Here is a 25,421-nt window from a genome sequence, read left to right as displayed (position 1 = left end):
ACCTGCTTATTCTTCGCTGGTGTGCACTTTGCGGTGCAGGATCGCCTGGAATTCATCGGCGAAGGTGTAGTAACGGCCCAGCAAGGTTTCGCTGCGCGCAGCGAAACGGTTGTAAGCGATAACGGCCGGGATCGCGGCGAACAGACCGATCGCGGTGGCGATCAGTGCTTCGGCAATACCCGGTGCCACGGTGGCGAGGGTCGCTTGCTGAGCGCTGGCCAGACCGCGGAAAGAGTTCATGATGCCCCACACGGTACCGAACAGACCGATGTACGGGCTGACCGAACCGACGGTGGCGAGGAACGGCAGGCTCTGCTCCAGTTTCTCTTCTTCGCGCGAAATGGCGACGCGCATGGCACGCGCAACGCCTTCCATCACTGCTTCAGGATCGACGCCTGGCTGCTGACGCAGACGGGAGAACTCCTTGAAGCCGGCACGGAAGATCTGTTCGACGCCCGAATCCGGGTCCGGATTGCTGCCCGCCTGACGGTACAGCTTGGACAGATCGATACCCGACCAGAAGCGCTCTTCAAAGCTCTCCAGGGCGCGTCGACCGGCACGCAGCAGGTTGCTGCGCTGAAAGATCATGATCCATGAGGTCACCGATGCGGCCACCAGGGTCAACATTACCAACTGCACCACGATGCTGGCATTGCTGACCAGGCTCCACATGGAGGAATGGTCGACGACGTTAGCTTCCACGCTTTATCTCCTGCTTTGAGTGTGTACCCGGACCGACCGCGTCGGCGAAGGCCGCCCGCAAGTCTTCGGGAAGGGCCCGGGGTTTCAAACTGTCGGTGCGCACACAGGCCACCAGAAACTGCCCTTCGCAGAGCAGCACATTATCCGTCGCCCGCCTGACCTGCTGCTTGAAGCGCAGGCTGGCACGGTTCAATTCGGTTACATCAGCGCTTACCAGCAATTCGTCGTCCAGTCGCGCCGGCGCGTGGTAGCGCGCTTCGCTGGAATGCACGACGAACAACAGGTCCTCCCCGGCAAGCGCAGACTGGGCAAAGCCCAGCTCGCGGAGCCGCTCGGTTCGAGCCCGTTCCATAAACTTGAGGTAATTAACGTAATACACGATGCCGCCCGCATCGGTGTCCTCGTAATAAACGCGACAACGATGTGCGAACGGCCCAAGCCCGTTTTGCGCGCGCATACTCTAGTGCTTACTCCTCAGGTTGCCAATCCGGCGAGACAACTGTTTTTCGTGGTTTCAGAGCTTTACTGCAAAAGTACCGTGCTCTGACAGTACAAACCCTGAATAAATCGCCAACAAATGTGTATCAATCGTCCGCAGCATCGAGAAACTCGTCTGCCACGGGCATCTCACCCATGCGTGACGGGATGTTCAAACCGAAATGCAGATACGCATGTCGAGTCACGACCCTGCCCCGCGGCGTGCGCATGATGTAGCCCTGCTGAATCAGATACGGCTCAAGTACGTCCTCAATGGTGTGGCGCTCTTCACTGATCGCCGCCGCCAGGCTGTCGATGCCGACCGGGCCGCCATCGAACTTCTCGATCATGGTCAGCAACAGGCGCCGGTCCTGATGATCGAAACCGTGTTCGTCGACATCCAGCAGGTTCAACGCCAGGTCCGCCACCGACTTGGTGATGTGACCCTTGGCGCGGACTTCAGCGAAGTCACGTACCCGGCGTAGCAAACGGTTGGCGATTCGCGGGGTGCCACGAGCGCGACGAGCGATCTCGAACGAACCCTCCGGATCAAGCGGCAAGCCGAGAATGCTCGCCGAACGGCTGACGATCGTCGCAAGATCCGCCGTGCTGTAGAACTCCAGACGCTGGACGATACCAAAACGGTCGCGCAGCGGATTGGTCAGCATGCCGGCACGGGTGGTGGCGCCGACCAGGGTGAACGGCGGCAGGTCGAGCTTGATCGAACGCGCCGCCGGTCCTTCGCCGATCATGATGTCGAGCTGGAAATCTTCCATGGCCGGGTACAGCACTTCTTCGACAATCGGCGACAGGCGATGGATTTCGTCGATGAACAACACGTCGTGCGGTTCGAGATTGGTCAGCAGCGCCGCCAGATCCCCCGGACGCTCCAGCACCGGGCCGGAGGTGCTCTTGATCGACACGCCCATTTCTTCGGCGATGATATTGGCCAGCGTGGTTTTACCCAGCCCCGGCGGGCCAAAAATCAACGTATGGTCCAGCGACTCGCTGCGCCCACGCGCAGCCTGGATGAACAGTTCCATCTGCTCGCGCACGGTCGGCTGGCCGATGTAGTCGGCCAGGCTGACCGGGCGAATGGCGCGGTCCTGGACTTCTTCGCGCTCGCGCGGGCTGTGCGCAGCGGCGATCAGACGATCAGCTTCAATCACTTAAATCATTCCCTTCAGGGCGCGGCGGATCATGTCTTCACTGCTCAAATTCTTGTCCTTGATGGCGGAAATCGCCTTGCTCGCTTCCTGCGGCTTGTAGCCCAGAGAAATCAGCGCGCTGACCGCATCGTTTTCGGCGGTATTGACCGGCGCCGGGCCGTCCGGCTGATTCGGCACCAGGGCAAACATGGCCGGCGAGGTTTCCCAGGCCTTGAAGCGATCCTTCAATTCGACCAGCAGGCGCTCGGCAGTCTTCTTGCCGACACCCGGCACCTTGGTCAGCGCCGAAGTGTCCTGCGATTGCACGCAACGGATCAGTTCGTCGACTTCCAGGCTCGACATCAGTGCCAGGGCCAGTTTCGGCCCGACCCCATTGAGCCGGATCAACTCGCGGAAAAAGTCTCGCTCACGTTTGCCGGCGAAACCATAAAGCAACTGCGCATCTTCGCGTACCACCAGATGCGTGTGCAGGGTCAGCGGCTCACCGACCGACGGCAACCGATAGAGGGTGGTCATGGGCACTTCCAGCTCATACCCAAGGCCGTTTACATCCAGAATCAGGTGCGGCGGCTGTTTCTCAACCAAGGTGCCGCGCAAGCGTCCAATCACGTTTCAGATCCTTGAGCGTTGGCCAGCCGTGGGCTGGCGACTGTCGAAAGGCGAAATTCGCGCCGGCAACACAGGCGCATGAATCCGCTTTCAGGAAAATTGCTGCTGATGCTATCAGAGACGCAGGCGCCCGCCACGACTGCGTGCGGTCCCCAGGCCGTGCGGTAGCAGACTGGAACGCGTGTGCGCATGGCAAATGGCGATTGCGAGGGCATCGGAAGCGTCGATCTGCGGCTTGCTGGTCAGCTTTAGCATGTGCATGACCATCATCTGCACTTGTTCTTTATTCGCGGCACCGGTGCCCACTACGGCCTGCTTGACCTGAGTGGCGGTGTATTCGGCAATCTCCAGGCATTCTTCGGCACCCGCAACGATAGCCGCGCCACGGGCCTGCCCGAGCTTGAGCGCCGAGTCGGCATTTTTCGCCATGAAGACCTTTTCGATGCCCATGGTGACCGGGCCGTAAGTCTGGATGATTTCGCGCACGCCGCGATAAACAATTTGCAAACGCTCGTGCAGCTCGCCCGCGCCGGTGCGGATGCAGCCCGAAGCCACATAAATGCAGCCGCCACGTCCGGTATCGCGAACAATCCCGTAACCGGTGATGCGCGAGCCGGGGTCGATACCCAGAATTAAAGTCATAACGCCTGCAGATTCGGTAAAAGCACGATTTTCAAATCAACCCATAACAAATGTGGGAGCGAGCCTGCTCGCGAAGGCGGTCTATCAGCAACACAGGTGCTGAATGACACACCGCTTTCGCGAGCAGGCTCGCTCCCACAGGGAAGACTAGTCGCTAATCAGCCGAGCTGAGCGGCGACGTCTTCCGGAATGTCGGCGTTGGAATAGACGTTCTGCACGTCATCCAGGTCTTCAAGCATGTCGATCAGCTTGAGCACCTTCTCCGCACCTTCCAGATCCAGTTCGGCGCTGGTGGTCGGCTGCATGACGATTTCCGCGTCGTCGCCCTTGAACCCAGCGGCTTCCAGGGCATTACGCACTGCGTAGAAGCTGGTGAACGAGGTGAACACGTCGATCGAACCGTCTTCGTGCGTGACGACGTCATCGGCGTCAGCCTCAAGCGCCGCTTCGGTCAGCGCGTCTTCATCAACGCCCGGCGCGAAGCTGATCTGGCCCTTGCGTTCGAACAGGTACGCTACCGAACCGTCGGTGCCGAGGTTGCCGCCGCATTTGCTGAACGCGTGACGCACAGCCGCAGCGGTACGATTGCGGTTGTCGGTCATGCATTCGACCATCACCGCCACGCCGCCGGGGCCGTAGCCTTCGTAGGTCAGCTCTTCAACGTTGTCCGCCTCGGTCGCACCAGCGCCGCGCGCAACGGCGCGGTCGATGATGTCGCGGCTCATGTTCGCGCTTAGCGCCTTGTCCAGGGCCAGACGCAAACGCGGATTGGAGCCCGGATCACCACCGCCCTGACGGGCCGCAACGGTCAGTTCGCGGATCCACTTGGTGAAGATCTTGCCTCTCTTGGCATCCTGACGTTCTTTGCGGTGCTTGATGTTCGCCCACTTGGAATGACCTGCCATAACTCGCTCCGAATTCTCTTTGAAACGTTGCCCGCCCTGCGTGTGCAGCGGCCAGCAAACACAAAAATCTCGACCTGCTCTTTATAGAAAGAAAAAAGGCGCATCCGAAGATGCGCCTTCAGGCCCGTCTTACTCAGCCTTTGGCGTTTCGCGCAAACGAATGTGCAGCTCGCGCAAGGCCTTGGCATCTACCACACCCGGAGCCTGCGTCATCACGTCGGCAGCACTCTGGGTTTTCGGGAAGGCGATCACTTCGCGGATCGACTGGGCGCCGGTCATCAGCATCACCAGACGGTCCAGACCGAAGGCCAGACCACCGTGCGGCGGTGCACCGTACTTCAGCGCGTCGAGCAGGAAGCCGAACTTCTCTTCCTGTTCCGCTTCGTTGATGCCCAGCAGACGGAATACCGCTTGCTGCATTTCCTTGCGGTGAATACGGATCGAACCGCCACCCAGCTCGGTGCCGTTGAGCACCATGTCGTAGGCGCGCGACAGTGCGCCGGCCGGGTTGGCTTCGAGTTCCTGCGGGGTGCACTTCGGTGCGGTGAACGGGTGGTGCAGTGCCGAGAAGCTGCCGTCGTCGTTCTCTTCGAACATCGGGAAGTCGACAACCCACATTGGCGCCCACTCGCAGGTCAGCAGCTTGAGGTCGTGACCGAGCTTGATGCGCAGCGCGCCCAGGGCTTCGCTGACGATCTTGGCCTTGTCGGCGCCGAAGAACACGATGTCGCCATCGACCGCGCCGACGCGATCAAGGATCACGTTGAGCTTGTCTTCAGGGATGTTCTTGACGATCGGCGATTGCAGACCGTCAACACCGGCCGCACGCTCGTTGACCTTGATGTAGGCCAGGCCCTTGGCGCCGTAGATGCCGACGAACTTGGTGTAGTCGTCAATCTGCTTGCGCGGCATGCTCGCCCCGCCTGGAACGCGCAGTGCGGCAATGCGGCACTTCGGATCGTTGGCCGGACCGCTGAACACCTTGAATTCGACTTCCTTGAGCTGGTCGGCAACGTCCACCAGTTCCAGCGGAATACGCAGGTCCGGCTTGTCCGAACCGTAGCGGCGCATGGCCTCTTCGAAGGTCATGTGCGGGAATTCGCCGAATTCCAGATCCAGCACTTCCTTGAACAGGTTGCGGATCATTTGTTCGGTCAGGCCCATGATCTCTTTTTCATCGAGGAAGCTGGTCTCGATGTCGATCTGGGTGAATTCCGGCTGACGGTCGGCGCGCAGGTCTTCGTCGCGGAAGCACTTGGCGATCTGGTAGTAACGGTCGAAGCCGGCCACCATCAGCAGTTGCTTGAACAGTTGCGGCGATTGCGGCAGGGCGAAGAACGAACCGGCGTGGGTACGGCTTGGCACCAGATAGTCGCGCGCACCTTCAGGGGTGGCACGGGTCAGGATCGGTGTTTCGACGTCGAGGAAGCCGTTTTCGTCGAGGAAACGGCGGATGCTGGTAGTCATGCGCGAGCGCAGACGCAGCTTCTCGGCCATTTCCGGACGGCGCAGATCGAGGAAGCGATAGCGCAGACGGGTTTCTTCGCCGACGTCGGAGAACTCGTTGAGCGGGAACGGCGGGGTTTCCGATTCGTTCAGCACTTCCAGTTCGTAACCCAGCACTTCGATCATGCCCGAGGCCATGTTGGCGTTGGTTGCGCCAGCAGGACGCAAACGCACCTTGCCGGTGATCTTCACCACGTATTCGCTGCGCACGCGATCGGCGGCGGCGAAGCTCTCGGCGCGATCCGGATCGAAGACCACCTGGGCCAGACCGTCACGATCACGAATATCGAGGAAAATCACCCCGCCGTGGTCGCGACGACGGTGAACCCATCCGCAAAGGGTAATTTCCTGACCTTCCAGGCTTTCGTTCAGTTGGCCGCAATAGTGGCTGCGCATCATGATAATGGTTCGCTTCTCGTCATTCGATATTCGGTGGAGATCCCGTTGCTCAAGCAATGCGGAAACTCACGCGTGTCGTTAGTTCAGGGCTTGAACCCTAGTCAGCTTTGTCGCCACCGGCCAGATTCTTCTTGGCTCCGGTCTTGAAATCGGTCTCGTACCAACCGCTGCCGCTGAGGCGAAAACCCGGCATCGACAGCTGCTTCTTCAGTTCGGGCGCCTGACAGGCAGGGCAGTCGACCAGCGGTGCGTCGCTGATCTTCTGAATGGCTTCCAACTGATGACCACAGGAAGCACATTGGTAATCGTACATCGGCATGGAGGTGTCTCGGCGATCAGATTGCTGCCGCGCGCAGGGCTTTGCGGCGAAAGAGCGGGATTATATCGATTAAATGCGGCCTGTGCAGCCGCTAAGCTGCACAGGCCGCGACCTCGTTTGCAAGCGCCGTATCAGAGCGAATCGGACCGCGCCTCCTGACCAATGCCGTTCATCACACACACAACCCGCACCAGTGCGCTGAAATTCTTCACCCCGCCGTGCCGCAGATGCACTTCACGATCGACGTGAGACAACAGCGAGCTGATCGAACAGCAGTTGTCCGCCGCCATCGAGCCGAGGATGTTCCAGTAAACCTGCTCCAGACGCAGGCAGGTGGCGTAACCGTTCAGGCGCACGGACCTCGACAAGGGCCTGATCAGCGCCATGTCGAATCCGCTGACGAACGGATCGACCTTCAAATCATGTGGCGCGCCGACCCTGCGGTCGCCGCGCCTGTCTCCTTCAACCATATCGCTGACGCTCCTTTGCCATCTCTGCTTGTTTGAAAAAGTCACATCCTGTGGCTTTCATAAAAGCGCAGACGCAAAGTTATAGCCAGACGACTTGTAGACCGTCGCCGTAGGATAAGCCAACGATACAAGTAAGACTTTGCTCGGGTACGCAGGCCTTGAGAGGCAAGGCCTGCGTACGGCAATCAGGCTTCGAGCAATGCCCGCAGCATCCACGCGGTCTTCTCGTGCACCTGCATGCGCTGGGTCAGCAGGTCGGCGGTCGGCTCATCGCTGACCTTGTCGAGCAGCGGGAAAATGCCGCGCGCCGTGCGGGTCACGGCTTCCTGGCCTTCGACCAGTTGTTTGATCATGTCTTCGGCACTCGGCACACCCTCCTCTTCCTTGATGGAAGACAGACGTGCGTAGGTGGCATAGGCACCCGGCGCCGGAAAGCCCAGGGCGCGGATGCGCTCGGCGATCGAGTCCACCGCCAGCGCCAGCTCGTTGTACTGCTCTTCGAACATCAGATGCAGGGTACGGAACATCGGGCCGGTGACGTTCCAGTGGAAGTTATGGGTTTTCAGATACAGCACGTAGGTGTCCGACAACAGACGCGACAGTCCTTCGACGATGGACTTGCGGTCTTCTTCACTGATACCGATATCGATTGCCATGGTGACCTCCTGAGGGCGGTTGATTTCATCCAAAAGATGCCGGCCCACTCTAGCAAGGCTGCCGCCACCCCGCAGCCCCGATCAAACGCTTGCACTGCGACAAAACGACCGACGCACTGCCACTGGCCGGGCTGATTTGAGTCGCCGCAGGCTTTGCTGTTAAATAGGCGATGTGTCGCCATGCCCCGTTTTTCGGGGTGTTCGCGCATAGGCTGATGCCGTGCACGTGTCCACCGCCTCTTTTTTTGTTTCGAAGCGAACCGTTCGCCTTCAGCTCTTCCTTGTGAGCCGTCATAAACGTGAGCCAATCAAAATGTTGAAAATCGTCCACCTGCTGATGGGCGCAGCGGCCTTGCTGCTGTCGTTCATACCCAGCTTGAAATCCGAAGCCGTTCCCTACCTGCAACAACCCGATGCACTCTACCTGGCCTTTTTCGGCCTGCTGAACCTGATCCTTGCGCCAGTAATTCCCTACTGGAACAAAGGCCTGCGTCAGCATCTGCAAAACCTGGTCAGCGCTCTTCTGGTACTGACTGTCGTCCTGCAAACCCTGACCCTGATCGCACCGATGCCGGTCATTGCCGGCCAGCCTGCCGTGCTGTTCAGCCTGGTGATCGCACTGGTTGCGGTGGTCGTGCACCTGGCGGTGAGCTTCTATCGCTCTTCACCGGCCGCCGCGCCGACCAGCTACGACATGACCAACCGCGATACCGGCACCGTCAAGTGGTTCAACACCTCCAAAGGCTTCGGCTTTATCTCGCGCGATTCCGGCGATGATATTTTCGTGCATTTTCGCGCGATCCGTGGCGAAGGTCACCGCGTTCTGGTCGAAGGCCAGCGCGTGGAGTTCTCGGTGATGAACCGCGACAAGGGCCTGCAAGCCGAGGACGTCATCGCCGCCCTGCCGCGCCGCTGACCCAAAGCAAAAAACCGTGAACAGCCCGGCTGCTCGCGGTTTTTTTATGCCTGCATGAAATCAATAATGCGGCGGCGGCGCGTCTTCTTCGAAAGAGCCGAACTGCCCGACCATTTCTTCCTGGCGCTTGAGCAGCGCCGCCATCTGCAGCTGCAGGCGCTCGACCACGCGCTGCTGCGCCACCAGAACGTCATTCAACGCCTGAATCGTATCGTCCTGAAAGGCCAACCGGCTCTCCAGATCGGTAACACGCTGTTCCAGAGTCATGACTCAGCCCTCCACAAAACTGAAATCGTCGGTCAGTACCAGGCGCAAGCGCTCGCGGATGGCGGCGACTTGCTCTGCGCTATACGGCCGGGCCGGGTGTTTGCCCCAGACCGGTGCCGGCCACGCAGCGTCATCGCGTTTGCGCACGATGACATGCATGTGCAACTGGCTGACGACGTTGCCCAAGGTGGCGACGTTCAGTTTGTCGGCATCGAACGAATCCTTGAGCAGCTCGGCCAGCGTAGTGGTTTCCTGCCAGAGTTGCTGCTGGTCGGCGACATCCAATTGAAACAACTCGCTGATATCCTCGCGACGCGGCACCAGGATGAACCACGGGTACTGGTTATCGTTGGACAGCAGCAAGCGGCAGAGCGGGAAGTCACCGATGACCAGCGTGTCCTGTTGAAGTCGTGAATCTAAAGTAAACACTGCGCGCACTCCCGGTGATCGACATATTCAGCTTAGCGGCGATCCTCATGGGGCAGCCGCCAAGCGACAGGCGTGCAGCATACCTGCGAATGCGCGAGCCTTCACGACGCGCTGCCTGCCATCGTCGCGCCGACGCCCCGACATGGGACATTTGCGAGCGCTGCGCACCAACGCGGAACCGATACCCGTCGCCATCCCGGTAAATGATCGAAACACGCCCTATGCTCGGCCTTTCAAGCGCTCAACGCCGCGGGAAGTCGATCAGGGACAGAAAATTTTTTGCACCAAAATCGTACAACGCGTCTACGCTCAGTGCGTCGGGCATCCGCCGAATACTCACTGACGGGGTGAACGGGTAACGTTTTTGGTTGTCACGTGCGCGAAACAGCGTGGCAACACCATGGCAGGGCTGACGTCAAGCGCTGATAAAAACAGCCTCGAAGCCCCCGTTTCACAAGGTTTTCACAACCGCGGGCGGGCGTTGAAAAAAATAACCGCAAGGAAAACGCGGTTTGAGCACGCTTGTTGCATTCGTACTCATATGGACTATAAGCGCACCACCGGAAGTGGATGCCTAAGCCCCATAAAAACAGTGGCAGGGTTGCCCGATGGAGATTCAAGTGTTTTGCCAGGGACTCTTTTTTACCGATGCAAAAAGGCCCATGAACAGCGAGAAAGTTGTCAGTCCGGCTGCGTTGGTACTGTGAATTTGCGACATCCACCCAGTCATTCGCGACAACGTCGTAAAGAAGCTGAAAGGTTGAATTCGCAAGTATCGCCAACATTGTCGGCGTGATATAAGTTTGCGCCGACACAAAAAGAAAGAGCCGCCCAGATAATAAAACAGGTGGGACGGCAGTACTCTTCTAAAACCAAAGGAGCAAATCACGATGCGCGTGATGAAGTGGAGCATGATCGCACTGGCAGTTGCAGCAGCTGCCGGTTCTCAGTTGGCTACGGCCGCACCGTTTGTAGATGACCAGGCAGAAGCCAAAGGTTTTGTTGAGGGCGCGAAACTCACCGAAACGTTGAAGAACTACTACTTCAACCGTGACAACAAGAATGGTGGCCGCGACCAGAAAGACTGGACCCAGGGTTTCCTCGGCAACTTCACCTCCGGTTATACCCAGGGCACCGTGGGTGTAGGTATTGATGCCTACGGCTATCTGGCCTTGAAACTGGATGGCGGTGACGGTACTTCCGGTACTGGCAACATGAGCCGTAGCGATACCGTCAAGGCCAACGGCTACGCTCGTGACGTCAACGACAGTCAGGGCAAGGCAGGCGCTTCGATCAAGTTCCGCGTTTCCAAAACCGAGCTGAAATTCGGCGACATGCAGCCAAGCACTTCTCCAGTGTTCGCTGTTGGCGGTTCCCGTATCCTTCCGCAAACTGCCACTGGCTTCCAGTTGCAGAGCAGCGAAGTCAAAGATCTTGACCTCGAAGCCGGCCACTTCTACTCCGGCTCCAGCCAGGACAAGAACGCCCGTGATGGCGGCCTTTTCGCCACTTACGCCGGTGTTGAAGCGAACACCATCGACTACTTCGGTGGCAAATACGCGATCACTGAGAACCTGAGTGCATCGCTGTACGGCGCCAAGCTGGAAGACATCTGGAACCAGTACTACGCCAACGTGAACCTCACCACGCCTTTCAGTGGTGATACTTCGCTGAACACCGACTTCAACATCTACCGCACCACCGACACCGGTAGCGCCGAAGCGGGCGAGATCAGCAACACCGCCTTCTCGCTGGCAACTGCCCTGTCGTTCCTGAAGGCGCACACCTTCACCCTGGGCTTCCAGAAGGTCAACGGCGATACCCCGTTCGACTACATCGGCGTGGGCAAGAACAACCGTGGCGGCGACTCGATCTTCCTCGCCAACTCGATCCAGTACTCTGACTTCAACGCCCCTGGCGAGAAGTCCATCCAGGCTCGTTATGACCTGAAAATGGCCGAGTACGGCGTGCCTGGTCTGAGCTTCATGGTTCGTTACGTCAAAGGTTGGGATATCGACGGCACCAACACTCCAGCGGGCAGCGCTTACACTGGCCTGTATGGCGAAGATGGCAAACACCACGAAACCAACTTCGAAGCCAAGTATGTTGTTCAGTCTGGCCCGGCAAAAGACCTGTCCTTCCGCATCCGTCAAGCCTGGCACGTTGCCAACGCTGACGAAGGCGAAGGCGACGTCAAAGAGTTCCGCCTGATCACCGAATACCCACTGAACATCCTGTAATTGTCAGTGGTTAGTTTGCAAGCATAAAAAAAGGCCCATCTTCGGATGGGCCTTTTTTATTACGCTTCTTTCAATAGTCGCCTGACTGCGAAGTCAGGCAACTAATTAGCAACCTATCATTTCAGGGCCGGTTCCTGCATTACCCGAATAACGCGCTGTGGAAAAGGAATATCAATCCCGGCAGCTTTCAAGCGATCGCGCGACAGTTCATTGAACATGAACATCACGTCCCAGTAATCGGCAGTTTTAACCCACACACGCAGGGAAACCGTGATCGAACTGTCGCCCAGTGTCGAAATCACCGCTTGTGGCTCAGGGTCCTGCAATACGCGCTCATCCTTGGCCAGGTCCAGCAATACTTGACGGGCTTTTTGCAGATCCGCCTCGTAATCGACACCGACATCGAACACAACCTTGCGGGTCGGCTGACGGTTGGTGTTGGTGATGATGCCGTTGGACAGATTGCCGTTCGGCACGATGATGGTCTTGTTGTCGCCGGTACGCAGTACGGTGTGGAAAATCTGGATGCTGTCGACAGTACCCGCCACGCCCTGGGCTTCGATCCAGTCACCGATACGGAACGGCCGGAACAGCAGAATCAGCACGCCACCGGCGAAGTTCGCCAGGCTGCCCTGCAACGCCAGACCGATGGCCAGACCGGCCGCACCGATGGCCGCGACGAACGAGGTGGTTTCGACGCCGATCATCGACGCGACGCTGACAATCAGCAGCACCTTGAGAATGATGTTCGCCAGGCTGCTGATAAAGCCTTGCAGTGCCAGGTCGGCATTGCGCAGTGCCAGCAGACCGCCGAGCTTTTGCGTGACCTTGTTGATCAGCCACCAGCCGATGGCCAGGGTAATCACCGCCAGCAGCACGCGGCTGCCGTACTCCATGATCATCGGAATCCACGCCTGGGACGCCTTGACCAGGTTGTCCACCTCAGCATTCAAATCCATGTTCCATCTCCTGATTTCCGGCTTCCCGGGGTGTACACAAAATAATGTGGGAGCGAGCCTGCTCGCGAAAGCGCTGTGTCAGTCAACTGTTCGCTGAATGAAACACCGCATTCGCGAGCAGGCTCGCTCCCACAGGCCATCCGACAGAGCTTAGTCGCGGAAGTTGTTGAACTGCAGTGGCATGCCGAATTCCTTGGCGCGCAGTGCCGCGATGGCTTCCTGCAGGTCGTCGCGCTTCTTGCCGGTCACACGCACTTGCTCGCCCTGAATGGCGGCCTGCACTTTCAACTTGGCTTCCTTGATGTGGCCGACAATCTTCTTCGCCAGTTCCTTGTCGATGCCTTCCTTGAGCACGGCGTCCTGCTTCATCAACTTGCCCGAGGCATAGGCGTCCTTGACCTCAAGGCACTGCACGTCAATCTTGCGCTTGACCAGCGCCAGCTTGAGGATTTCGATCATTGCTTCGAGCTGGAATCCGGCCTCGGCGGTCAGGCTGACGGTCAGGTCCTTTTCCTTGAACTCGAAGCTGCCTTTGCCTTTCAGGTCATAACGACGGTCGAGTTCCTTCACGGCGTTCTCGACCGCGTTGGTGAGCTCGTGTTTGTCCAGTTCGGATACCACGTCGAACGACGGCATGTAATCTCTCCAATAAAAAGGCGCGCTCGATGGTGATGGAGCGCGCTTGGCTTGCGGTTAAAATCGGGCTCATTATAACGGGTCTTTTCCCACCGATACGGCGCGCCGCACATGCCTGCAAGCAATCGAGCAAAAAACTGATGTCGACTCCCTGGCATGTACTGGGCGCCGGCAGTCTCGGCACATTATGGGCGACCCGCCTGGCCCGCGCGGGCCTGCCGGTGCGGTTGATCGTGCGCGACGAAACGCGTTTGCGCAGCTACGAGGCTGCCGGTGGACTGACCCTGGTAGAAAACGGACAAGCCAGTACCCATGCAGTTCCCGCTGAAACCGCGGATAACCCCACGCCGATCCGCCGTCTGCTGGTCGCGTGCAAGGCCTACGACGCCGAAAGCGCCGTCGCCCGAATCGCCCCGCGTCTGGCGGCGGATGCCGAGCTGATCCTGCTGCAGAACGGCCTCGGCAGTCAGGACGCGGTCGCCGCCCGAGTGCCGCATGCACGCTGCATCAGCGCCTCGAGCACTGAAGGTGCGTTCCGTGATGGCGACTGGCGGGTGGTGTTTGCCGGCCATGGTTTCACCTGGCTCGGTGATGCCGCAAATCCATTGACGCCGATCTGGCTGGACGATCTGCAAGCGGCGAACATTCCTCATGAATGGACCGCAGACATCCTCACTCGCCTGTGGCGCAAGCTGGCGCTGAACTGCGCGATCAACCCGCTGACGGTGTTGCACGACTGCCGCAACGGCGGATTGATCGAGCATCACTGTGAAGTCGCCACGCTGTGTGGCGAGCTGGCCGAGTTGCTTGAGCGCTGTGGCCAACCGGCGGCGGCGGACAATCTGCAAACGGAAGTCGAGCGGGTGATACAGGCCACCGCGGCCAATTACTCCTCGATGTACCAGGACGTCGCCAATCAGCGCCGCACAGAAATCAGCTACCTGTTGGGCCACGCCTGCAACGTTGCCGAACGTCACCGGGTAAACCTGCCGCACCTGCAACAGCTGCAACAGCGCCTGATCAGCCATCTGCGCAGCCTCGGATTGCCCAGCGACTGAGCAGCGGCTACGCTGGCAACTTGTTCCTTTGTTGCGATAAACCTGATGCCATTGCGCCAGCGCCTCGAAAACCTGCCGGTCGGCCAGAAACTGTTGGCCGCCCTGCTGGTGTTGTTGACCACGGTTCTGCTGGTCGCCAACCTGACCTTTATCAGCGCCGCCTATTACATCTCCCAGGAAAGCATGGCCCCACAAGCCTTGCAGACCATCGGCCGGCTGATCTCCAACCCGAGCCTGGTCAGCGAAGCCCTGCAATCACCGCAAAGTGCCGAACGCCTGCTCAAGGAGCTCGACAGTTATTCACCGCTGCGCGCCGCCGCCCTCTACGACGGCAAAGGGCAACGTCTGGCGCAAGTGCAGCGCGGCGACAGGCTCAGCCTGCCGGAGCATTACCGCCACGTCGAGGCCTGGCAACTGACCGAATTTCGCAGCAACCAGTTGATCACCCTGCCCCGTCCCGGCACTTCACCGGGCCATTTGCTGCTGGTTGCCAGCAGCGAGCTGCCGATGGCTTTCTACACCGGCACCCTGACCGCAAGCCTGGGCATTCTGATTTTCAGCGTACTGCTGTGGCTGGTGATTGCCCGGCAGATCAAACGCCTGATCACCCGGCCGATCCATCAGCTTGAGGAGCTGTCGCGGCAGGTCACCCGAGAAGAAAATTACGCCCTGCGCGCCGCGCGCGGCAACCACGACGAAATCGGCAGCCTGGCCGAGGCCTTCAACACCATGCTGTCGCGCATCGAAGCGCGTGAGCAGCAGCTCAAGCGTGCCCGCGATGATTCGCAGGCGGCTTACGATCAGGCCCAGGGGTTGGCCGAAGAAACCCGCCACACCAATCGCAAACTGGAACTGGAAGTTCAGGTGCGCAGCAAGATCGAGAAGAAGCTCACCGGTTTCCAGAATTACCTCAACAGCATCATCGACTCGATGCCCTCGGCGCTGATCGCCCTCGATGAGCAGCTCTACGTCACCCAATGGAACCAGGAAGCCAGCGCCCTCTCCGGCACGCGTCTGGATGAGGCGCTGAACCAGCCGATCTTCCTTGCCTTCGAACCGCTCAAGCCGTTTCTGCCGCAACTCAAGCAGACCGTCGAACAGCATACCGTGGCGAAAATCGAGCGGGTCACCTGGTTCAAGGATGAAGAGCCGAAGCACTACGCGCTGACCTTTTATCCGCTGATGGGCGGTGCCGGGCGCGGGGTGGTGATTCGCATCGACGACATCACCCAGCGCCTGTCGCTGGAAGAAATGATGGTCCAGTCGGAAAAAATGCTCTCGGTCGGTGGCCTCGCTGCTGGCATGGCCCACGAAATCAATAATCCGCTGGGTGCAATCCTGCACAACGTACAAAACATCCGCCGACGCCTGTCCACGGATTTGCCGAAGAACATGGAAACCGCCGAACAACTGGGTATCGACCTGGACACGGTCAACCGCTACCTGCAGGGTCGCGAAGTGCCGCAACTGCTCGACGGCATTCAACAGGCCGGTGCGCGGGCGGCGAAGATCGTTACGCACATGCTCAGTTTCAGCCGCCGCAGCACTCGACAAATGGCGCCGTGCGATTTGCCGGCACTGATCGATCAAGCCGTGGAAATCGCCGGCAACGACTTCGATCTGGCCATCGGTTTCGACTTCAAGGGCCAGGCGATCATCCGTCAGTTCGACCCGGCGCTGGGCCCGGTGCCGGGCACCGCCAACGAGCTCGAGCAAGTGCTGCTCAATCTATTGAAAAACGCCGCGCAGGCGATTCACCAACGCGAAGACGACCGCGAGCCGGGGCGCATCATCTTGCGCACCAGACTCAATCCGCCCTGGGCCGAGATTCAGGTCGAAGATAACGGCATCGGCATGAGCGAGAGCGTGCGCAAGCGTACCTTCGAGCCGTTCTTCACCACCAAGGAAATCGGCCAGGGCACGGGGCTGGGCCTGTCGGTGTCGTACTTCATCATCACCAACAATCACAAAGGGCAGATGGAAGTGCAGTCCGCGCCGGGCCAGGGCACCTGCTTCACCTTGCGCCTGCCACTGACCCAGCCAACACCCATCGCCGCTGAAAACAATCAACTACCGAGGTAACCCATGGGCTTTCGCCTGTCAAAAATCTACACCCGCACCGGCGACACCGGCGAAACCGGCCTGGGCGATGGCCGTCGCGTGCCCAAGGATCATCCGCGGATCGAGGCGATCGGCGAAGTCGATACGCTGAACAGTCAGGTCGGTGTGTTGCTGGCCGGGTTGATCGCCGAGCGTGAAAGCTGCCCAGGACTCAATGAACTGATCGAGGTCTTGGCGCCTTGTCAGCATCGCCTGTTTGATTTGGGTGGCGAATTGGCAATGCCGGAGTATCAGGCGTTGAACGCAGTAGAAATCGAACGGCTGGAAGCGGCGATCGACGTGTGGAATGAAGAGTTGGGGCCGCTGGAGAATTTCATTCTGCCGGGCGGCTCGATGCTGATCGCCCAAGCGCATGTGTGCCGCAGCCTGGCGCGCAGTGCCGAGCGGCGTTGCCAGCATCTGAATGCGCTGGAACCGCTGGCCGGGGTTGGCCTGGCGTATATCAATCGGTTGTCGGATCTGTTGTTTGTTGCGGCAAGGTTGATTGCGCGGCGCCAGGGGGTGGCGGAGATTTTGTGGCAGGCGGCCCCAAAGCCCCAGGATAAGTAGCGTCTGACACTCCGCCTTCGCGAGCAGGCTCGCTCCCACATTCGACTGCATTACAACTGAAGATATGCAATCCCTGTGAGAGCGAGCCTGCTCGCGAAGGGGCCAGAAGCCTCACTGCAGATCAGGACTCAGGCCAGAACGCGCGAATCCCCGCCACACCCTGCGCCCCGACACTCCAGGCCTTGTCCCGCTCCGCCGGCCCTACCCCACCGAGCAAAAACACCGGTTTGCTGAAACCCTCAATCAATGTCTCAGCCTGTTCCCAACCCAACGGCCGCGCATCCGGGTGGGTCAGCGTCGGCTGCACCGGCGACAGGGTGACAAAATCCACACCCATCTGCTCGGCCAGCGCCAGCTCTTCGGCGTTGTGGCACGACGCCGCCAGCCAGCGCTCCGCCGGCAATGGCCGCCCCGCCGCCGCGTATTTACGCAACTGTGCTGAGGTGATGTGCCAGCCGGCCGAGGGAAAATCGCCGAGCCATTCGAACGGCCCCTTGATCATCAGTTGCGCCTTGCCGGCACACAGGCCGACCGCATCCACCGCCAGATCACGGTACTTGGGGTCGTAGCCATTCGGCGCACGCAGTTGAATCAGCTTGATGCCGCCAGCTATCGCCCTCTGGATACCGCGCAGCAGCGCTGGGGTTTCCAGATCTTCGGGGGTGATCAGGTATTCGGCGGGCAAGCGCGCCGCGGCAACGATCGGCTGGTTGGCCGCCGGGAACTCATAATTCACCAGTTCCTTCGCTGTCACCCAGGCCAATGGCTGGCCTTCGGCGCCATGCGGCTCACCACTGAATGCCGAGACTTCCCAGACATCCAGCAACACTTGTTTGTCTGGATAATCGTGGCGCACCTTGATCAGCGGCCGGGCGGCGCCAACGACGATGCCCAGCTCCTCTTTCAATTCCCGCGCCAGTGCCTTTTCCACCGATTCATCAGCCTCGACCTTGCCGCCGGGAAATTCCCACAGACCACCCTGATGCTGAGTGTCGGCACGGCGCGCGATGAGGATTTTGCCGCTGGTATCACGAATGACCGCAGCGGCGACGTGAACGCGTTTCACGGTTTCGACTCCTCCAGTCCGGCTTTCTGCCACGCCTTGAACGCAGGCCAGTGGTAGATGGTTTCAACATAAGCTTCGTCGGCGGCCGGCAGTTGCACTTGATAGGTACGCAGGCGTACGGCGATCGGTGCGAAAAAGGCGTCGGCCAGACTAATGCGGCCAAACAGATACGGCCCCTCTTCGGTCGCCGCTGCACGACATTCTGCCCACAAGGCAAGCATGCGCTCGATGTCGACCTTCACTTCTGGCGGCACCGGATTGAGCGGCGCGTCGTGATTGAGCTTGAACGGCATGTGATTGCGCATGGCGAAGAAGCCGCTGTGCATCTGCGCGCAGGCCGAGCGGGCCTGAGCGCGGGCGAACACATCACTCGGCCAGAGCTGTTCGGAAGGGAATTGCTCGGCGAGGTATTCGGCGATCGCCAGCGAATCGGCGATGGTGCCGCGGGTGGTTTTCAGCAGCGGTACCTTGGCGGTCGGCGAATGCTTGAGCAGCAGCTCGCGGGTATCGGGCTTACCGAGCCGGATGAGTTCTTCGCTGTAAGGTGCACCGGTCAGCTCCAGCGCCAGGGCGGCGCGCAGGGACCAGGAGGACAGCAGTTTGTCGCCGATGATCAGGTGCAGGGACATAGTGGTGGCGCCTTTTCGTCAGGGAAATATCCAGAATGTCTGGCGTCTGGTCGTCCGTCATCGCGGGCAAGCCCGCTCCCACAGGTTTTGGTGGTGTACACGGCATTTGTGAACGACCGCAATCACCGTGGGAGCGGGCTTGCCCGCGAAGAGGCCGGCAGCCCACTCCAACAACTTGAATCAGGTGCGGTACTCAGCGTTGATCTTCACATACTCGTGCGACAGGTCGGTGGTCCAGATGGTTTCGCTGCAATCGCCGCGACCCAGCTCGATGCGGATGGTGATCTCTTCCTGCTGCATCACCGCCGAGCCCTGGGCCTCAGTGTAGGTCGCCGCACGGGCGCCGCGGCTGGCAATGCACACCTCGCCGAGGAACACGTCGATCTTGCTCACGTCCAGGTCTGGCACACCGGCACGACCAACGGCGGCGAGGATTCGACCCCAGTTCGGGTCGGAGGCGAACAGCGCGGTCTTGATCAGCGGCGAGTGAGCCACGGTGTAGCCCACGTCGAGGCATTCCTGGTGATTGCCGCCACCGTTGACTTCAACGGTAACGAACTTGGTTGCGCCTTCGCCATCGCGCACGATGGCCTGGGCCACGTCCATGCACACGTCGAACACCGCTTGCTTCAACTTGCCGAACAACTCGCCTTCAGCACGGGTGATCTCCGGCAGTGCAGCCTTGCCGGTGGCGATCAGCATGCAGCAGTCGTTGGTCGAGGTATCGCCGTCGATGGTGATGCGGTTGAACGACTTGTTGGCGCCGTCGAGCATCAGGTTGTGCAGCACATCGCGCGAGACTTTGGCGTCAGTGGCGATGTAGCCGAGCATGGTCGCCATGTTCGGGCGAATCATGCCCGCGCCTTTGCTGATGCCGGTCACGGTGATGGTCACGCCGTCATGCTCGAACTGGCGGCTGGCGCCCTTCGGCAGGGTGTCGGTGGTCATGATCCCGGTAGCAGCGGCTTCCCAGTTGTTTTCCGACAGATCGTCGAGCGCCGCTTGCAGTGCGCCTTCGATCTTCTCGACCGGCAACGGCTCGCCGATCACACCGGTGGAGTACGGCAGGATCTGGCTGGCATCGACACCGGTCAGCTCGGCGAGTTTCGCGGTGGTGCGCTCGGCAGCCGCCAGTCCCGGTTCGCCGGTGCCGGCGTTGGCGTTACCGGTGTTGGTCAACAGGTAGCGCACGGCATTCTGCACGCGTTTTTTTGCGAGGATCACCGGCGCGGCGCAGAACGCGTTCAGGGTGAATACGCCCGCCACGGTCGAGCCTTCGGCACAGCGCATCACTACAACATCCTTGCGCCCGGGGCGCTTGATGCCGGCCGAGGCGATACCGAGTTCAAAACCGGCAACCGGGTGCAACGTTGGCAACGGACCAAGACCAACAGCCATGAATGCGCTCCTTTCTCAATGAAGTCAGCACCGTCACTCGCCGCGACGGTGGTGTGAATGGCAAAACGCCGCGACGGCAGAAGCCGGTCGCGGCGCGGGTAGTTCAGCGAGTGCGACGGGTTTTACTGAATCTGCCCGTGGCAATGCTTGTATTTCTTGCCCGAACCGCAATAGCACAGTTCGTTGCGGCCCAGCTTCTGCTCGTTGCGCACCGGTGCGGTGGCGAGGGCGACATCGACCTCTTCACCCAGTGCTTCCGGCTGATCCAGCCCCGGCGCTTCGGCGTGTTCGAACTGCATGCGGGCGGCCAGCGCTTCGGCTTCCTGACGCAGGCGTTGCTCTTCGGCTTCCGGATCTTCGCGGCGAACCTGAACGTGCGACAGCACACGGATCGAGTCGCGCTTGATCGAATCAAGCAGCTCGGAGAACAGCGTGAACGACTCGCGCTTGTATTCCTGCTTAGGGTTCTTCTGTGCGTAGCCACGCAGGTGGATACCGTGACGCAGGTGATCCATGGTCGACAGGTGGTCTTTCCACAGATCGTCCAGTACGCGCAGCACGATCTGCTTCTCGAACGAGCGCAGTGCTTCAGCACCGGCCTGATCTTCTTTTTCGTTGTACGCGGCGATCAGCTCGGCCATCAGCTTCTCGCGCAGGGTTTCTTCGTACAGGTGATCGTCTTCGTCGAGCCACTGCTGGATCGGCAGGGTCACACCGAAATCGCTGGCAATCGAGGCTTCCAGACCGGCGACGTCCCACTGCTCAGGCAGCGATTGCGGCGGAATGTGCGCACTGACGGTAGCGTTGAGCACGTCCTGACGGAAGTCAGCGATGGTCTCACCGATGTTGTCGGCGGCCAGCAACGTGTTACGCATGTGATAGATCACTTTGCGCTGTTCGTTGTTGACGTCGTCGAACTCGAGCAATTGCTTGCGGATGTCGAAGTTGCGACCTTCAACCTTGCGCTGCGCCTTCTCGATCGCGTTGGTCACCATGCGGTGCTCAATCGCTTCGCCCGGCTGCATGCCCAGGGCTTTCATGAAGTTCTTCACCCGGTCAGAGGCAAAGATACGCATCAGGCTGTCTTCCAGCGACAGGTAGAAGCGGCTCGAACCGGCATCACCCTGACGGCCGGCACGGCCACGCAGCTGGTTGTCGATACGACGCGATTCATGACGCTCGGAAGCGATCACCTGCAAGCCGCCGGATTCCAGCACTTGCTGATGACGCTTCTGCCAGTCGGCCTTGATTTGCGCGATCTGCTCGGGGCTCGGGTTTTCCAGCGCCGCGACTTCCACTTCCCAGTTACCGCCCAACAGGATGTCGGTACCGCGACCGGCCATGTTGGTGGCGATGGTCAGGGCGCCCGGACGACCGGCCTGAGCGATGATTTCAGCTTCTTTTTCGTGGAACTTGGCGTTCAGAACCTTGTGTTCGATGCCTTCCCTGGCGAGCAGCCTGGACACGTGCTCGGAAGTTTCGATGGTCGCCGTACCGACGAGGATCGGACGGCCCTGGGCCATGCCTTCCTTGATGTCATTGATGATCGCCGCGTATTTCTCTTCGGCGGTCAGGAACACCAGGTCGTTGTAGTCTTTACGCGCCAACGGCTTGTTCGGCGGAATGACTACGACCGGCAGGTTGTAGATCTGGTGGAATTCGAACGCTTCGGTGTCGGCGGTACCGGTCATGCCGGACAGCTTGTCGTACAGACGGAAGTAGTTCTGGAAGGTGGTCGAGGCCAGGGTCTGGCTCTCGGCCTGAATGTTCAGACCTTCCTTGGCTTCGATGGCCTGGTGCAGGCCTTCGGACAGACGACGACCGGGCATGGTACGACCGGTGTGTTCGTCGACCAGCACGACCTGACCGTCCTGCACGATGTATTCAACGTTGCGGTTGAACAGCTTGTGCGCACGCAGACCGGCGTAAACGTGGGTCAGCAGACCGAGGTTGTGCGCCGAGTACAGGCTCTCGCCTTCGGCCAGCAGGCCGACGCGGGTGAGCATGTCTTCGATGAACTGGTGACCGGCTTCGTTGAGTTCGACCTGGCGGGTCTTCTCGTCAACGGTGTAATGGCCGGCCTTGGTGACCTGACCTTCGACTTCTTCGACGTGCAGCTCCAGCTGCGGGATCAGCTTGTTGATCTCCATGTACAGCTTGGAACTGTCCTCGGCCTGACCGGAAATGATCAGCGGAGTACGCGCTTCGTCGATGAGGATGGAGTCGACTTCGTCGATCACGGCAAAGTTGAGTTCGCGCTGGAATTTTTCTTCCATGCTGAACGCCATGTTGTCGCGCAGGTAGTCGAAACCGAATTCGTTGTTGGTACCGTAGGTGATGTCGGCGGCGTAGGCCAGACGCTTTTCTTCCGGTGGCTGGAACGGCGTCACGACGCCGACGGTCAGGCCGAGGAATTCGTACAGCGGACGCATCCAGTTGGCGTCACGACGGGCCAGGTAGTCGTTCACCGTCACCACATGCACGCCCTTGCCGGACAGTGCGTTGAGGTAAACGCCCAGGGTCGCCACCAGGGTTTTACCCTCACCGGTGCGCATTTCGGCAATCTTGCCTTCGTGCAGGGTCATGCCGCCGACGAGTTGCACGTCGAAGTGGCGCATGCCCATGACGCGCTTGCCGGCCTCGCGGGCGACGGCAAAGGCTTCCGGCAACAGCTTGTCGAGGGTTTCCCCTTTGGCGATGCGGGCCTTGAACTCAGCGGTCTTGGCGCGCAATTGATCGTCCGAAAGGGCCACCATTTGCTCTTCGAAGGCATTGACGAGCTGCACCGTCTTGAGCATGCGTTTGACTTCACGCTCGTTCTTGCTTCCAAAAAGTTTCTTTAACAAAGGCGCAAACATATCGGCAGGATCTTCCACACTAAAGGGATGGAGGGCGGCCCCGTGAGTCGCCCGTGCAGCCCTCATGGCCGCATGCGAACGAGCATTCTACCCGGAAACGGTGGTGAGGAAAGTGGCGATGTTCCACGATGCTGGCACTGCGCTTTGACGGGGCTCACTTGAAATAAGGGCGTTTTGCTCAACTTCAAGCCACCAAGGCAAGAAGTTAGTCATTGATTTAATGAGCAAAGCAGGGACAAAAGCAATGGGCGAGTGGTTCCGCAGCTTTCTGCTACCATGGCGCCTCTGTTCCTTCAGGTGTTCGATCATGGCATTTCGCCCTCTCACGGCCAGAGCACCCGCCGTTCTGTTACGCGAAGCGAAGCCGCTCAAAGCCATCCTCGGCCATGCCCAACGGTTGGGGCATTTGCAACGTCTGCTCGAAAGCCAGCTGCAACCCGCCGCCCGCGAACACTGCCATGTGGCGTCATGGCGCGAGGGCAGTCTGCTGCTGATTGTCACCGACGGCCACTGGGCCACGCGTCTGCGCTATCAGCAAAAACGCTTGCAGCGGCAATTGCAGATGTTCGACGAGTTCGCCAGCCTGACGCGGATTCTGTTCAAGGTGCAGCCGCCGACCGTGCAGCGTGGCGCGACCGGGCACACCATGGATCTGTCGACGGATGCCGCCGCGACGATTCAGGAAACCGCCGACGGGATCAGTGATCCGGGTTTGCGTGCGGCGCTGGAACGACTGGCGGCGCATGCCAAGGCCAAATCCTGACTTTTGTTTGAATGCGCAATACCCATGTGGGAGCGAGCCTGCTCGCGAAAGCGGTCCTGTCAGACAACATCAAAGTTGAATGACAGACCGCTTTCGCGAGCAGGCTCGCTCCCACATTTGGATTCCCGATAGTTCGGATTTAGCGGCGTTTGCTGCCTCCGAGCAATGAGCCCATCAAACCACGCACCAACTGTTTACCAAGATTGTTGGCCGCCTGGCGCATGGCTGACTTCAGTGCCTGCCCCGCCGCCGTGCCGAGAAACTCCCCGGCCCGGTCGGCCAGGCTTGGTTCTTCAGGCGCGGGTTTTCCTGCTGGCACTTCAGCTTCCGGCGCCAGGCCTTTACGCCCCATGAGGATTTCATACGCCGACTCGCGATCAATCGGCTTGTCATAACGGCCCTTGAACGGCGAACCGGCGATCAGCACGGTGCGTTCGGTTGCGCTCAGCGGCCCGATCCGCGATTGCGGCGGCGCGACCAGTACACGCTGGACCATCTCCGGCGTGCCCTTTTCGGTCAGGGTGCCGACCAAGGCCTCACCAATCCCCAACTCGGTCAATACCGACAAGCTGTCGAACGCCGGATTCGGGCGGAAACCGTCGGCCACCGCACGCAGCGATTTCTGCTCTTTGGCGGTGAACGCACGCAAGCCGTGCTGGATACGCAAGCCCAGTTGGGCCAGCACGTCATCCGGCAGATCGGCGGGCGACTGGGTGACGAAATACACGCCAACACCCTTGGAGCGAATCAACCGCACCACTTGTTCCAGACGTTCCTGCAACGCCTTCGGTGTGTCGCCAAACAGCAAATGCGCCTCATCGAAGAACAGCGCCAGCAGCGGTTTGTCAGCATCGCCACGCTCCGGCAATTGCTCGAACAGTTCGGCCAGCAGCCACAACAGGAACGTCGCGTAGACCTTCGGCGCTTCGTGCACCAGGCGGCTGGCGTCGAGCAGATGAATCCGCCCACGGCCATCGGCGGTCGGTTGCAGAATGTCTTCCAGTTGCAACGCCGGCTCGCCGAACAAGGCTTCTGCACCCTGCTGCTCAAGGGTTGCCAACCGCCGTAGCAACGCCTGACTGGAACCGGTGGTCATCAGCGCGGCATCTTCGCCGAGCAGTTGCGGATTGTCCTTGAGGTGATTGAGCAGGGCTTTCAGGTCTTTCAGATCAAGCAGCAACAGACCTTCGCGGTCGGCGACCTTGAACGCCGCATACAGCGCCGACTGCTGACTGTCGGTAAGTTCCAGCAGACTGCCGATCAGCAGCGGGCCCATTTCGCTCAACGTGGTTCGGAGGGGATGCCCGGATTCGCCATGAATATCCCACAAGGTCACCGGATACGCCTGCGGTGTGTGGTTGAGCCACGGCATGCCGGCGATGCGCTCGGCAACCTTGCCCTGTGGATTGCCGGCGGCACCGAGGCCGCACAGGTCACCCTTGATGTCGGCGGCGAACACCGCGACACCGGCGTCGCTGAAGGCTTCGGCCAGGCGCTGCAAGGTGACGGTCTTACCGGTGCCGGTGGCGCCAGCGATCAAGCCGTGGCGGTTAGCCAGGCGCATCGCCTGAGCAGTCTGCTGGCCGGCCGGATCGGCGCCGATTACGAGTTGCAAGGAGTCAGGCATTTTGTCACCCAATGGTTAATCTTTGATGCTGCATGGCCGATAGAAAGGTTG

At 59.9% G+C, this 25,421-nt stretch carries 25 protein-coding genes; 6 read left to right on the top strand and 19 right to left on the bottom strand.

Annotated features, from left to right (window positions below):
- Positions 1-6: 6 nt before the first annotated feature.
- From tolQ to V6F91_RS17395, 10 genes are all read right to left on the bottom strand, one after another.
- Positions 7-702 (bottom strand): protein TolQ, encoded by a 696-nt coding sequence (gene tolQ, locus V6F91_RS17440; RefSeq protein WP_008080223.1) that lies wholly within the window; start codon positions 700-702, stop codon positions 7-9.
- A complete protein-coding gene (gene ybgC, locus V6F91_RS17435) occupies positions 692-1,159 on the bottom strand; it encodes a tol-pal system-associated acyl-CoA thioesterase (protein ID WP_090285611.1) in 468 nt (155 codons plus the stop codon). Before ybgC ends, tolQ begins: the two co-directional genes overlap by 11 nt.
- A 127-nt stretch (positions 1,160-1,286) precedes the next feature.
- Positions 1,287-2,348 carry a Holliday junction branch migration DNA helicase RuvB gene (gene ruvB, locus V6F91_RS17430; RefSeq protein WP_090285613.1) on the bottom strand — a complete coding sequence of 354 codons (1,062 nt, stop codon included), beginning with the start codon at positions 2,346-2,348 and terminating at the stop codon, positions 1,287-1,289.
- Complete coding sequence (ruvA, locus tag V6F91_RS17425; protein WP_090285615.1) at positions 2,349-2,957, bottom strand: Holliday junction branch migration protein RuvA; 609 nt, start codon at positions 2,955-2,957, stop codon at positions 2,349-2,351. It abuts the gene before it with no gap.
- 114 nt (positions 2,958-3,071) lie between these two features.
- Positions 3,072-3,599: a crossover junction endodeoxyribonuclease RuvC gene (gene ruvC / locus V6F91_RS17420; protein WP_007962095.1), complete on the bottom strand. Its 528-nt coding sequence runs from the start codon at positions 3,597-3,599 to the stop codon at positions 3,072-3,074.
- Positions 3,600-3,757: 158 nt separating this feature from the next.
- Positions 3,758-4,504 (bottom strand): YebC/PmpR family DNA-binding transcriptional regulator, encoded by a 747-nt coding sequence (locus V6F91_RS17415; RefSeq protein ID WP_034153419.1) that lies wholly within the window; start codon positions 4,502-4,504, stop codon positions 3,758-3,760.
- A gap of 129 nt (positions 4,505-4,633) precedes the next feature.
- On the bottom strand, positions 4,634-6,409 hold the full coding sequence (gene aspS / locus V6F91_RS17410; protein ID WP_090285617.1) for an aspartate--tRNA ligase: 1,776 nt from the start codon (positions 6,407-6,409) through the stop codon (positions 4,634-4,636).
- Positions 6,410-6,506: 97 nt separating this feature from the next.
- Entirely contained in the window at positions 6,507-6,728 is a 222-nt protein-coding gene (locus tag V6F91_RS17405) for a zinc ribbon domain-containing protein (RefSeq protein ID WP_332766516.1), read from the bottom strand.
- Positions 6,729-6,859: 131 nt separating this feature from the next.
- Complete coding sequence (locus V6F91_RS17400; protein WP_332766514.1) at positions 6,860-7,198, bottom strand: ribbon-helix-helix domain-containing protein; 339 nt, start codon at positions 7,196-7,198, stop codon at positions 6,860-6,862.
- A gap of 185 nt (positions 7,199-7,383) precedes the next feature.
- On the bottom strand, positions 7,384-7,854 hold the full coding sequence (locus V6F91_RS17395; protein WP_007951212.1) for a Dps family protein: 471 nt from the start codon (positions 7,852-7,854) through the stop codon (positions 7,384-7,386).
- A gap of 313 nt (positions 7,855-8,167) precedes the next feature.
- On the opposite strand from V6F91_RS17395, the gene V6F91_RS17390 reads away from it, so the two are divergent.
- A complete protein-coding gene (locus V6F91_RS17390) occupies positions 8,168-8,770 on the top strand; it encodes a cold-shock protein (RefSeq protein WP_332766510.1) in 603 nt (200 codons plus the stop codon).
- 60 nt (positions 8,771-8,830) lie between these two features.
- Here the strand turns inward: V6F91_RS17390 and V6F91_RS17385 are convergent, their stop codons facing one another.
- Together V6F91_RS17385 and V6F91_RS17380 are read right to left on the bottom strand one after the other, a co-directional pair.
- On the bottom strand, positions 8,831-9,037 hold the full coding sequence (locus V6F91_RS17385) for a SlyX family protein (RefSeq protein WP_332766508.1): 207 nt from the start codon (positions 9,035-9,037) through the stop codon (positions 8,831-8,833).
- Between the two features lie 3 nt (positions 9,038-9,040).
- Positions 9,041-9,466, bottom strand: a complete 426-nt coding sequence (locus V6F91_RS17380) for an HIT domain-containing protein (RefSeq protein ID WP_332766506.1) — start codon at positions 9,464-9,466, stop codon at positions 9,041-9,043.
- Positions 9,467-10,356: 890 nt separating this feature from the next.
- Here V6F91_RS17380 and V6F91_RS17375 point away from each other — a divergent pair.
- Positions 10,357-11,706, top strand: a complete 1,350-nt coding sequence (locus tag V6F91_RS17375) for an OprD family porin (RefSeq protein WP_332766504.1) — start codon at positions 10,357-10,359, stop codon at positions 11,704-11,706.
- A 116-nt stretch (positions 11,707-11,822) separates the two neighbouring features.
- On the opposite strand, the gene V6F91_RS17370 is transcribed toward V6F91_RS17375, so the two are convergent.
- Both V6F91_RS17370 and V6F91_RS17365 read right to left on the bottom strand, forming a co-directional pair.
- Positions 11,823-12,665, bottom strand: coding sequence for a mechanosensitive ion channel family protein (locus tag V6F91_RS17370; RefSeq protein ID WP_332766502.1), 843 nt, complete (start codon positions 12,663-12,665; stop codon positions 11,823-11,825).
- A 150-nt stretch (positions 12,666-12,815) separates the two neighbouring features.
- The gene (locus tag V6F91_RS17365; protein WP_250607538.1) at positions 12,816-13,301 is read right to left on the bottom strand and encodes a YajQ family cyclic di-GMP-binding protein; all 486 of its coding nucleotides are present in this window, start codon (positions 13,299-13,301) and stop codon (positions 12,816-12,818) included.
- Positions 13,302-13,441: 140 nt separating this feature from the next.
- Between V6F91_RS17365 and V6F91_RS17360 the strand changes: the two genes are divergently transcribed.
- From V6F91_RS17360 to V6F91_RS17350, 3 genes are read left to right on the top strand one after another with little or no spacing between them, the layout of a single operon-like run.
- On the top strand, positions 13,442-14,359 hold the full coding sequence (locus V6F91_RS17360) for a putative 2-dehydropantoate 2-reductase (protein WP_332766498.1): 918 nt from the start codon (positions 13,442-13,444) through the stop codon (positions 14,357-14,359).
- 45 nt (positions 14,360-14,404) lie between these two features.
- Positions 14,405-16,441, top strand: coding sequence for a sensor histidine kinase (locus tag V6F91_RS17355; protein ID WP_332766496.1), 2,037 nt, complete (start codon positions 14,405-14,407; stop codon positions 16,439-16,441).
- Positions 16,442-16,444: 3 nt separating this feature from the next.
- The gene (locus tag V6F91_RS17350) at positions 16,445-17,029 is read left to right on the top strand and encodes a cob(I)yrinic acid a,c-diamide adenosyltransferase (RefSeq protein WP_332766493.1); all 585 of its coding nucleotides are present in this window, start codon (positions 16,445-16,447) and stop codon (positions 17,027-17,029) included.
- A gap of 121 nt (positions 17,030-17,150) precedes the next feature.
- Here the strand turns inward: V6F91_RS17350 and V6F91_RS17345 are convergent, their stop codons facing one another.
- From V6F91_RS17345 to secA, 4 genes are all read right to left on the bottom strand, one after another.
- Positions 17,151-18,095 (bottom strand): Nudix family hydrolase, encoded by a 945-nt coding sequence (locus tag V6F91_RS17345; RefSeq protein WP_332766491.1) that lies wholly within the window; start codon positions 18,093-18,095, stop codon positions 17,151-17,153.
- The gene (locus V6F91_RS17340) at positions 18,092-18,724 is read right to left on the bottom strand and encodes a glutathione S-transferase family protein (protein ID WP_332766489.1); all 633 of its coding nucleotides are present in this window, start codon (positions 18,722-18,724) and stop codon (positions 18,092-18,094) included. The genes V6F91_RS17345 and V6F91_RS17340 overlap by 4 nt, the downstream gene beginning before the upstream one ends.
- A gap of 180 nt (positions 18,725-18,904) precedes the next feature.
- The gene (gene argJ, locus V6F91_RS17335) at positions 18,905-20,122 is read right to left on the bottom strand and encodes a bifunctional glutamate N-acetyltransferase/amino-acid acetyltransferase ArgJ (protein ID WP_332766487.1); all 1,218 of its coding nucleotides are present in this window, start codon (positions 20,120-20,122) and stop codon (positions 18,905-18,907) included.
- 122 nt (positions 20,123-20,244) lie between these two features.
- Complete coding sequence (gene secA / locus V6F91_RS17330) at positions 20,245-22,980, bottom strand: preprotein translocase subunit SecA (RefSeq protein WP_332766485.1); 2,736 nt, start codon at positions 22,978-22,980, stop codon at positions 20,245-20,247.
- Positions 22,981-23,287: 307 nt separating this feature from the next.
- On the opposite strand from secA, the gene V6F91_RS17325 reads away from it, so the two are divergent.
- The gene (locus tag V6F91_RS17325) at positions 23,288-23,743 is read left to right on the top strand and encodes a DUF721 domain-containing protein (protein ID WP_208940025.1); all 456 of its coding nucleotides are present in this window, start codon (positions 23,288-23,290) and stop codon (positions 23,741-23,743) included.
- A gap of 139 nt (positions 23,744-23,882) precedes the next feature.
- Here the strand turns inward: V6F91_RS17325 and V6F91_RS17320 are convergent, their stop codons facing one another.
- A complete protein-coding gene (locus V6F91_RS17320) occupies positions 23,883-25,370 on the bottom strand; it encodes a helicase HerA-like domain-containing protein (RefSeq protein ID WP_332766483.1) in 1,488 nt (495 codons plus the stop codon).
- Between the last annotated feature and the right edge of the window lie 51 nt (positions 25,371-25,421).

Origin of the sequence: Pseudomonas koreensis, assembly GCF_036668835.1 — a bacterium.
Lineage (GTDB): Bacteria > Pseudomonadota > Gammaproteobacteria > Pseudomonadales > Pseudomonadaceae > Aquipseudomonas > Aquipseudomonas koreensis_I.
Note: the sequence above shows the minus strand (reverse complement) of the source record. Positions and strands in the feature narration are given on the sequence as shown.

What these genes read in the sequence shown, in the direction of transcription:
- ybgC (WP_090285611.1), bottom strand. Translation starts at nt 1,159, where the DNA reads ATGCGCGCGCAAAACGGGCTTGGGCCGTTCGCACATCGTTGTCGCGTT.
- ruvC (WP_007962095.1), bottom strand. Translation starts at nt 3,599, where the DNA reads ATGACTTTAATTCTGGGTATCGACCCCGGCTCGCGCATCACCGGTTAC.
- V6F91_RS17415 (WP_034153419.1), bottom strand. Translation starts at nt 4,504, where the DNA reads ATGGCAGGTCATTCCAAGTGGGCGAACATCAAGCACCGCAAAGAACGT.
- aspS (WP_090285617.1), bottom strand. Translation starts at nt 6,409, where the DNA reads ATGATGCGCAGCCACTATTGCGGCCAACTGAACGAAAGCCTGGAAGGT.
- V6F91_RS17405 (WP_332766516.1), bottom strand. Translation starts at nt 6,728, where the DNA reads ATGCCGATGTACGATTACCAATGTGCTTCCTGTGGTCATCAGTTGGAA.
- V6F91_RS17400 (WP_332766514.1), bottom strand. Translation starts at nt 7,198, where the DNA reads ATGGTTGAAGGAGACAGGCGCGGCGACCGCAGGGTCGGCGCGCCACAT.
- V6F91_RS17395 (WP_007951212.1), bottom strand. Translation starts at nt 7,854, where the DNA reads ATGGCAATCGATATCGGTATCAGTGAAGAAGACCGCAAGTCCATCGTC.
- V6F91_RS17390 (WP_332766510.1), top strand. Translation starts at nt 8,168, where the DNA reads ATGTTGAAAATCGTCCACCTGCTGATGGGCGCAGCGGCCTTGCTGCTG.
- V6F91_RS17385 (WP_332766508.1), bottom strand. Translation starts at nt 9,037, where the DNA reads ATGACTCTGGAACAGCGTGTTACCGATCTGGAGAGCCGGTTGGCCTTT.
- V6F91_RS17375 (WP_332766504.1), top strand. Translation starts at nt 10,357, where the DNA reads ATGCGCGTGATGAAGTGGAGCATGATCGCACTGGCAGTTGCAGCAGCT.
- V6F91_RS17370 (WP_332766502.1), bottom strand. Translation starts at nt 12,665, where the DNA reads ATGGATTTGAATGCTGAGGTGGACAACCTGGTCAAGGCGTCCCAGGCG.
- V6F91_RS17365 (WP_250607538.1), bottom strand. Translation starts at nt 13,301, where the DNA reads ATGCCGTCGTTCGACGTGGTATCCGAACTGGACAAACACGAGCTCACC.
- V6F91_RS17360 (WP_332766498.1), top strand. Translation starts at nt 13,442, where the DNA reads ATGTCGACTCCCTGGCATGTACTGGGCGCCGGCAGTCTCGGCACATTA.
- V6F91_RS17355 (WP_332766496.1), top strand. Translation starts at nt 14,405, where the DNA reads ATGCCATTGCGCCAGCGCCTCGAAAACCTGCCGGTCGGCCAGAAACTG.
- V6F91_RS17350 (WP_332766493.1), top strand. Translation starts at nt 16,445, where the DNA reads ATGGGCTTTCGCCTGTCAAAAATCTACACCCGCACCGGCGACACCGGC.
- V6F91_RS17340 (WP_332766489.1), bottom strand. Translation starts at nt 18,724, where the DNA reads ATGTCCCTGCACCTGATCATCGGCGACAAACTGCTGTCCTCCTGGTCC.
- argJ (WP_332766487.1), bottom strand. Translation starts at nt 20,122, where the DNA reads ATGGCTGTTGGTCTTGGTCCGTTGCCAACGTTGCACCCGGTTGCCGGT.
- secA (WP_332766485.1), bottom strand. Translation starts at nt 22,980, where the DNA reads ATGTTTGCGCCTTTGTTAAAGAAACTTTTTGGAAGCAAGAACGAGCGT.
- V6F91_RS17325 (WP_208940025.1), top strand. Translation starts at nt 23,288, where the DNA reads ATGGCATTTCGCCCTCTCACGGCCAGAGCACCCGCCGTTCTGTTACGC.
- V6F91_RS17320 (WP_332766483.1), bottom strand. Translation starts at nt 25,370, where the DNA reads ATGCCTGACTCCTTGCAACTCGTAATCGGCGCCGATCCGGCCGGCCAG.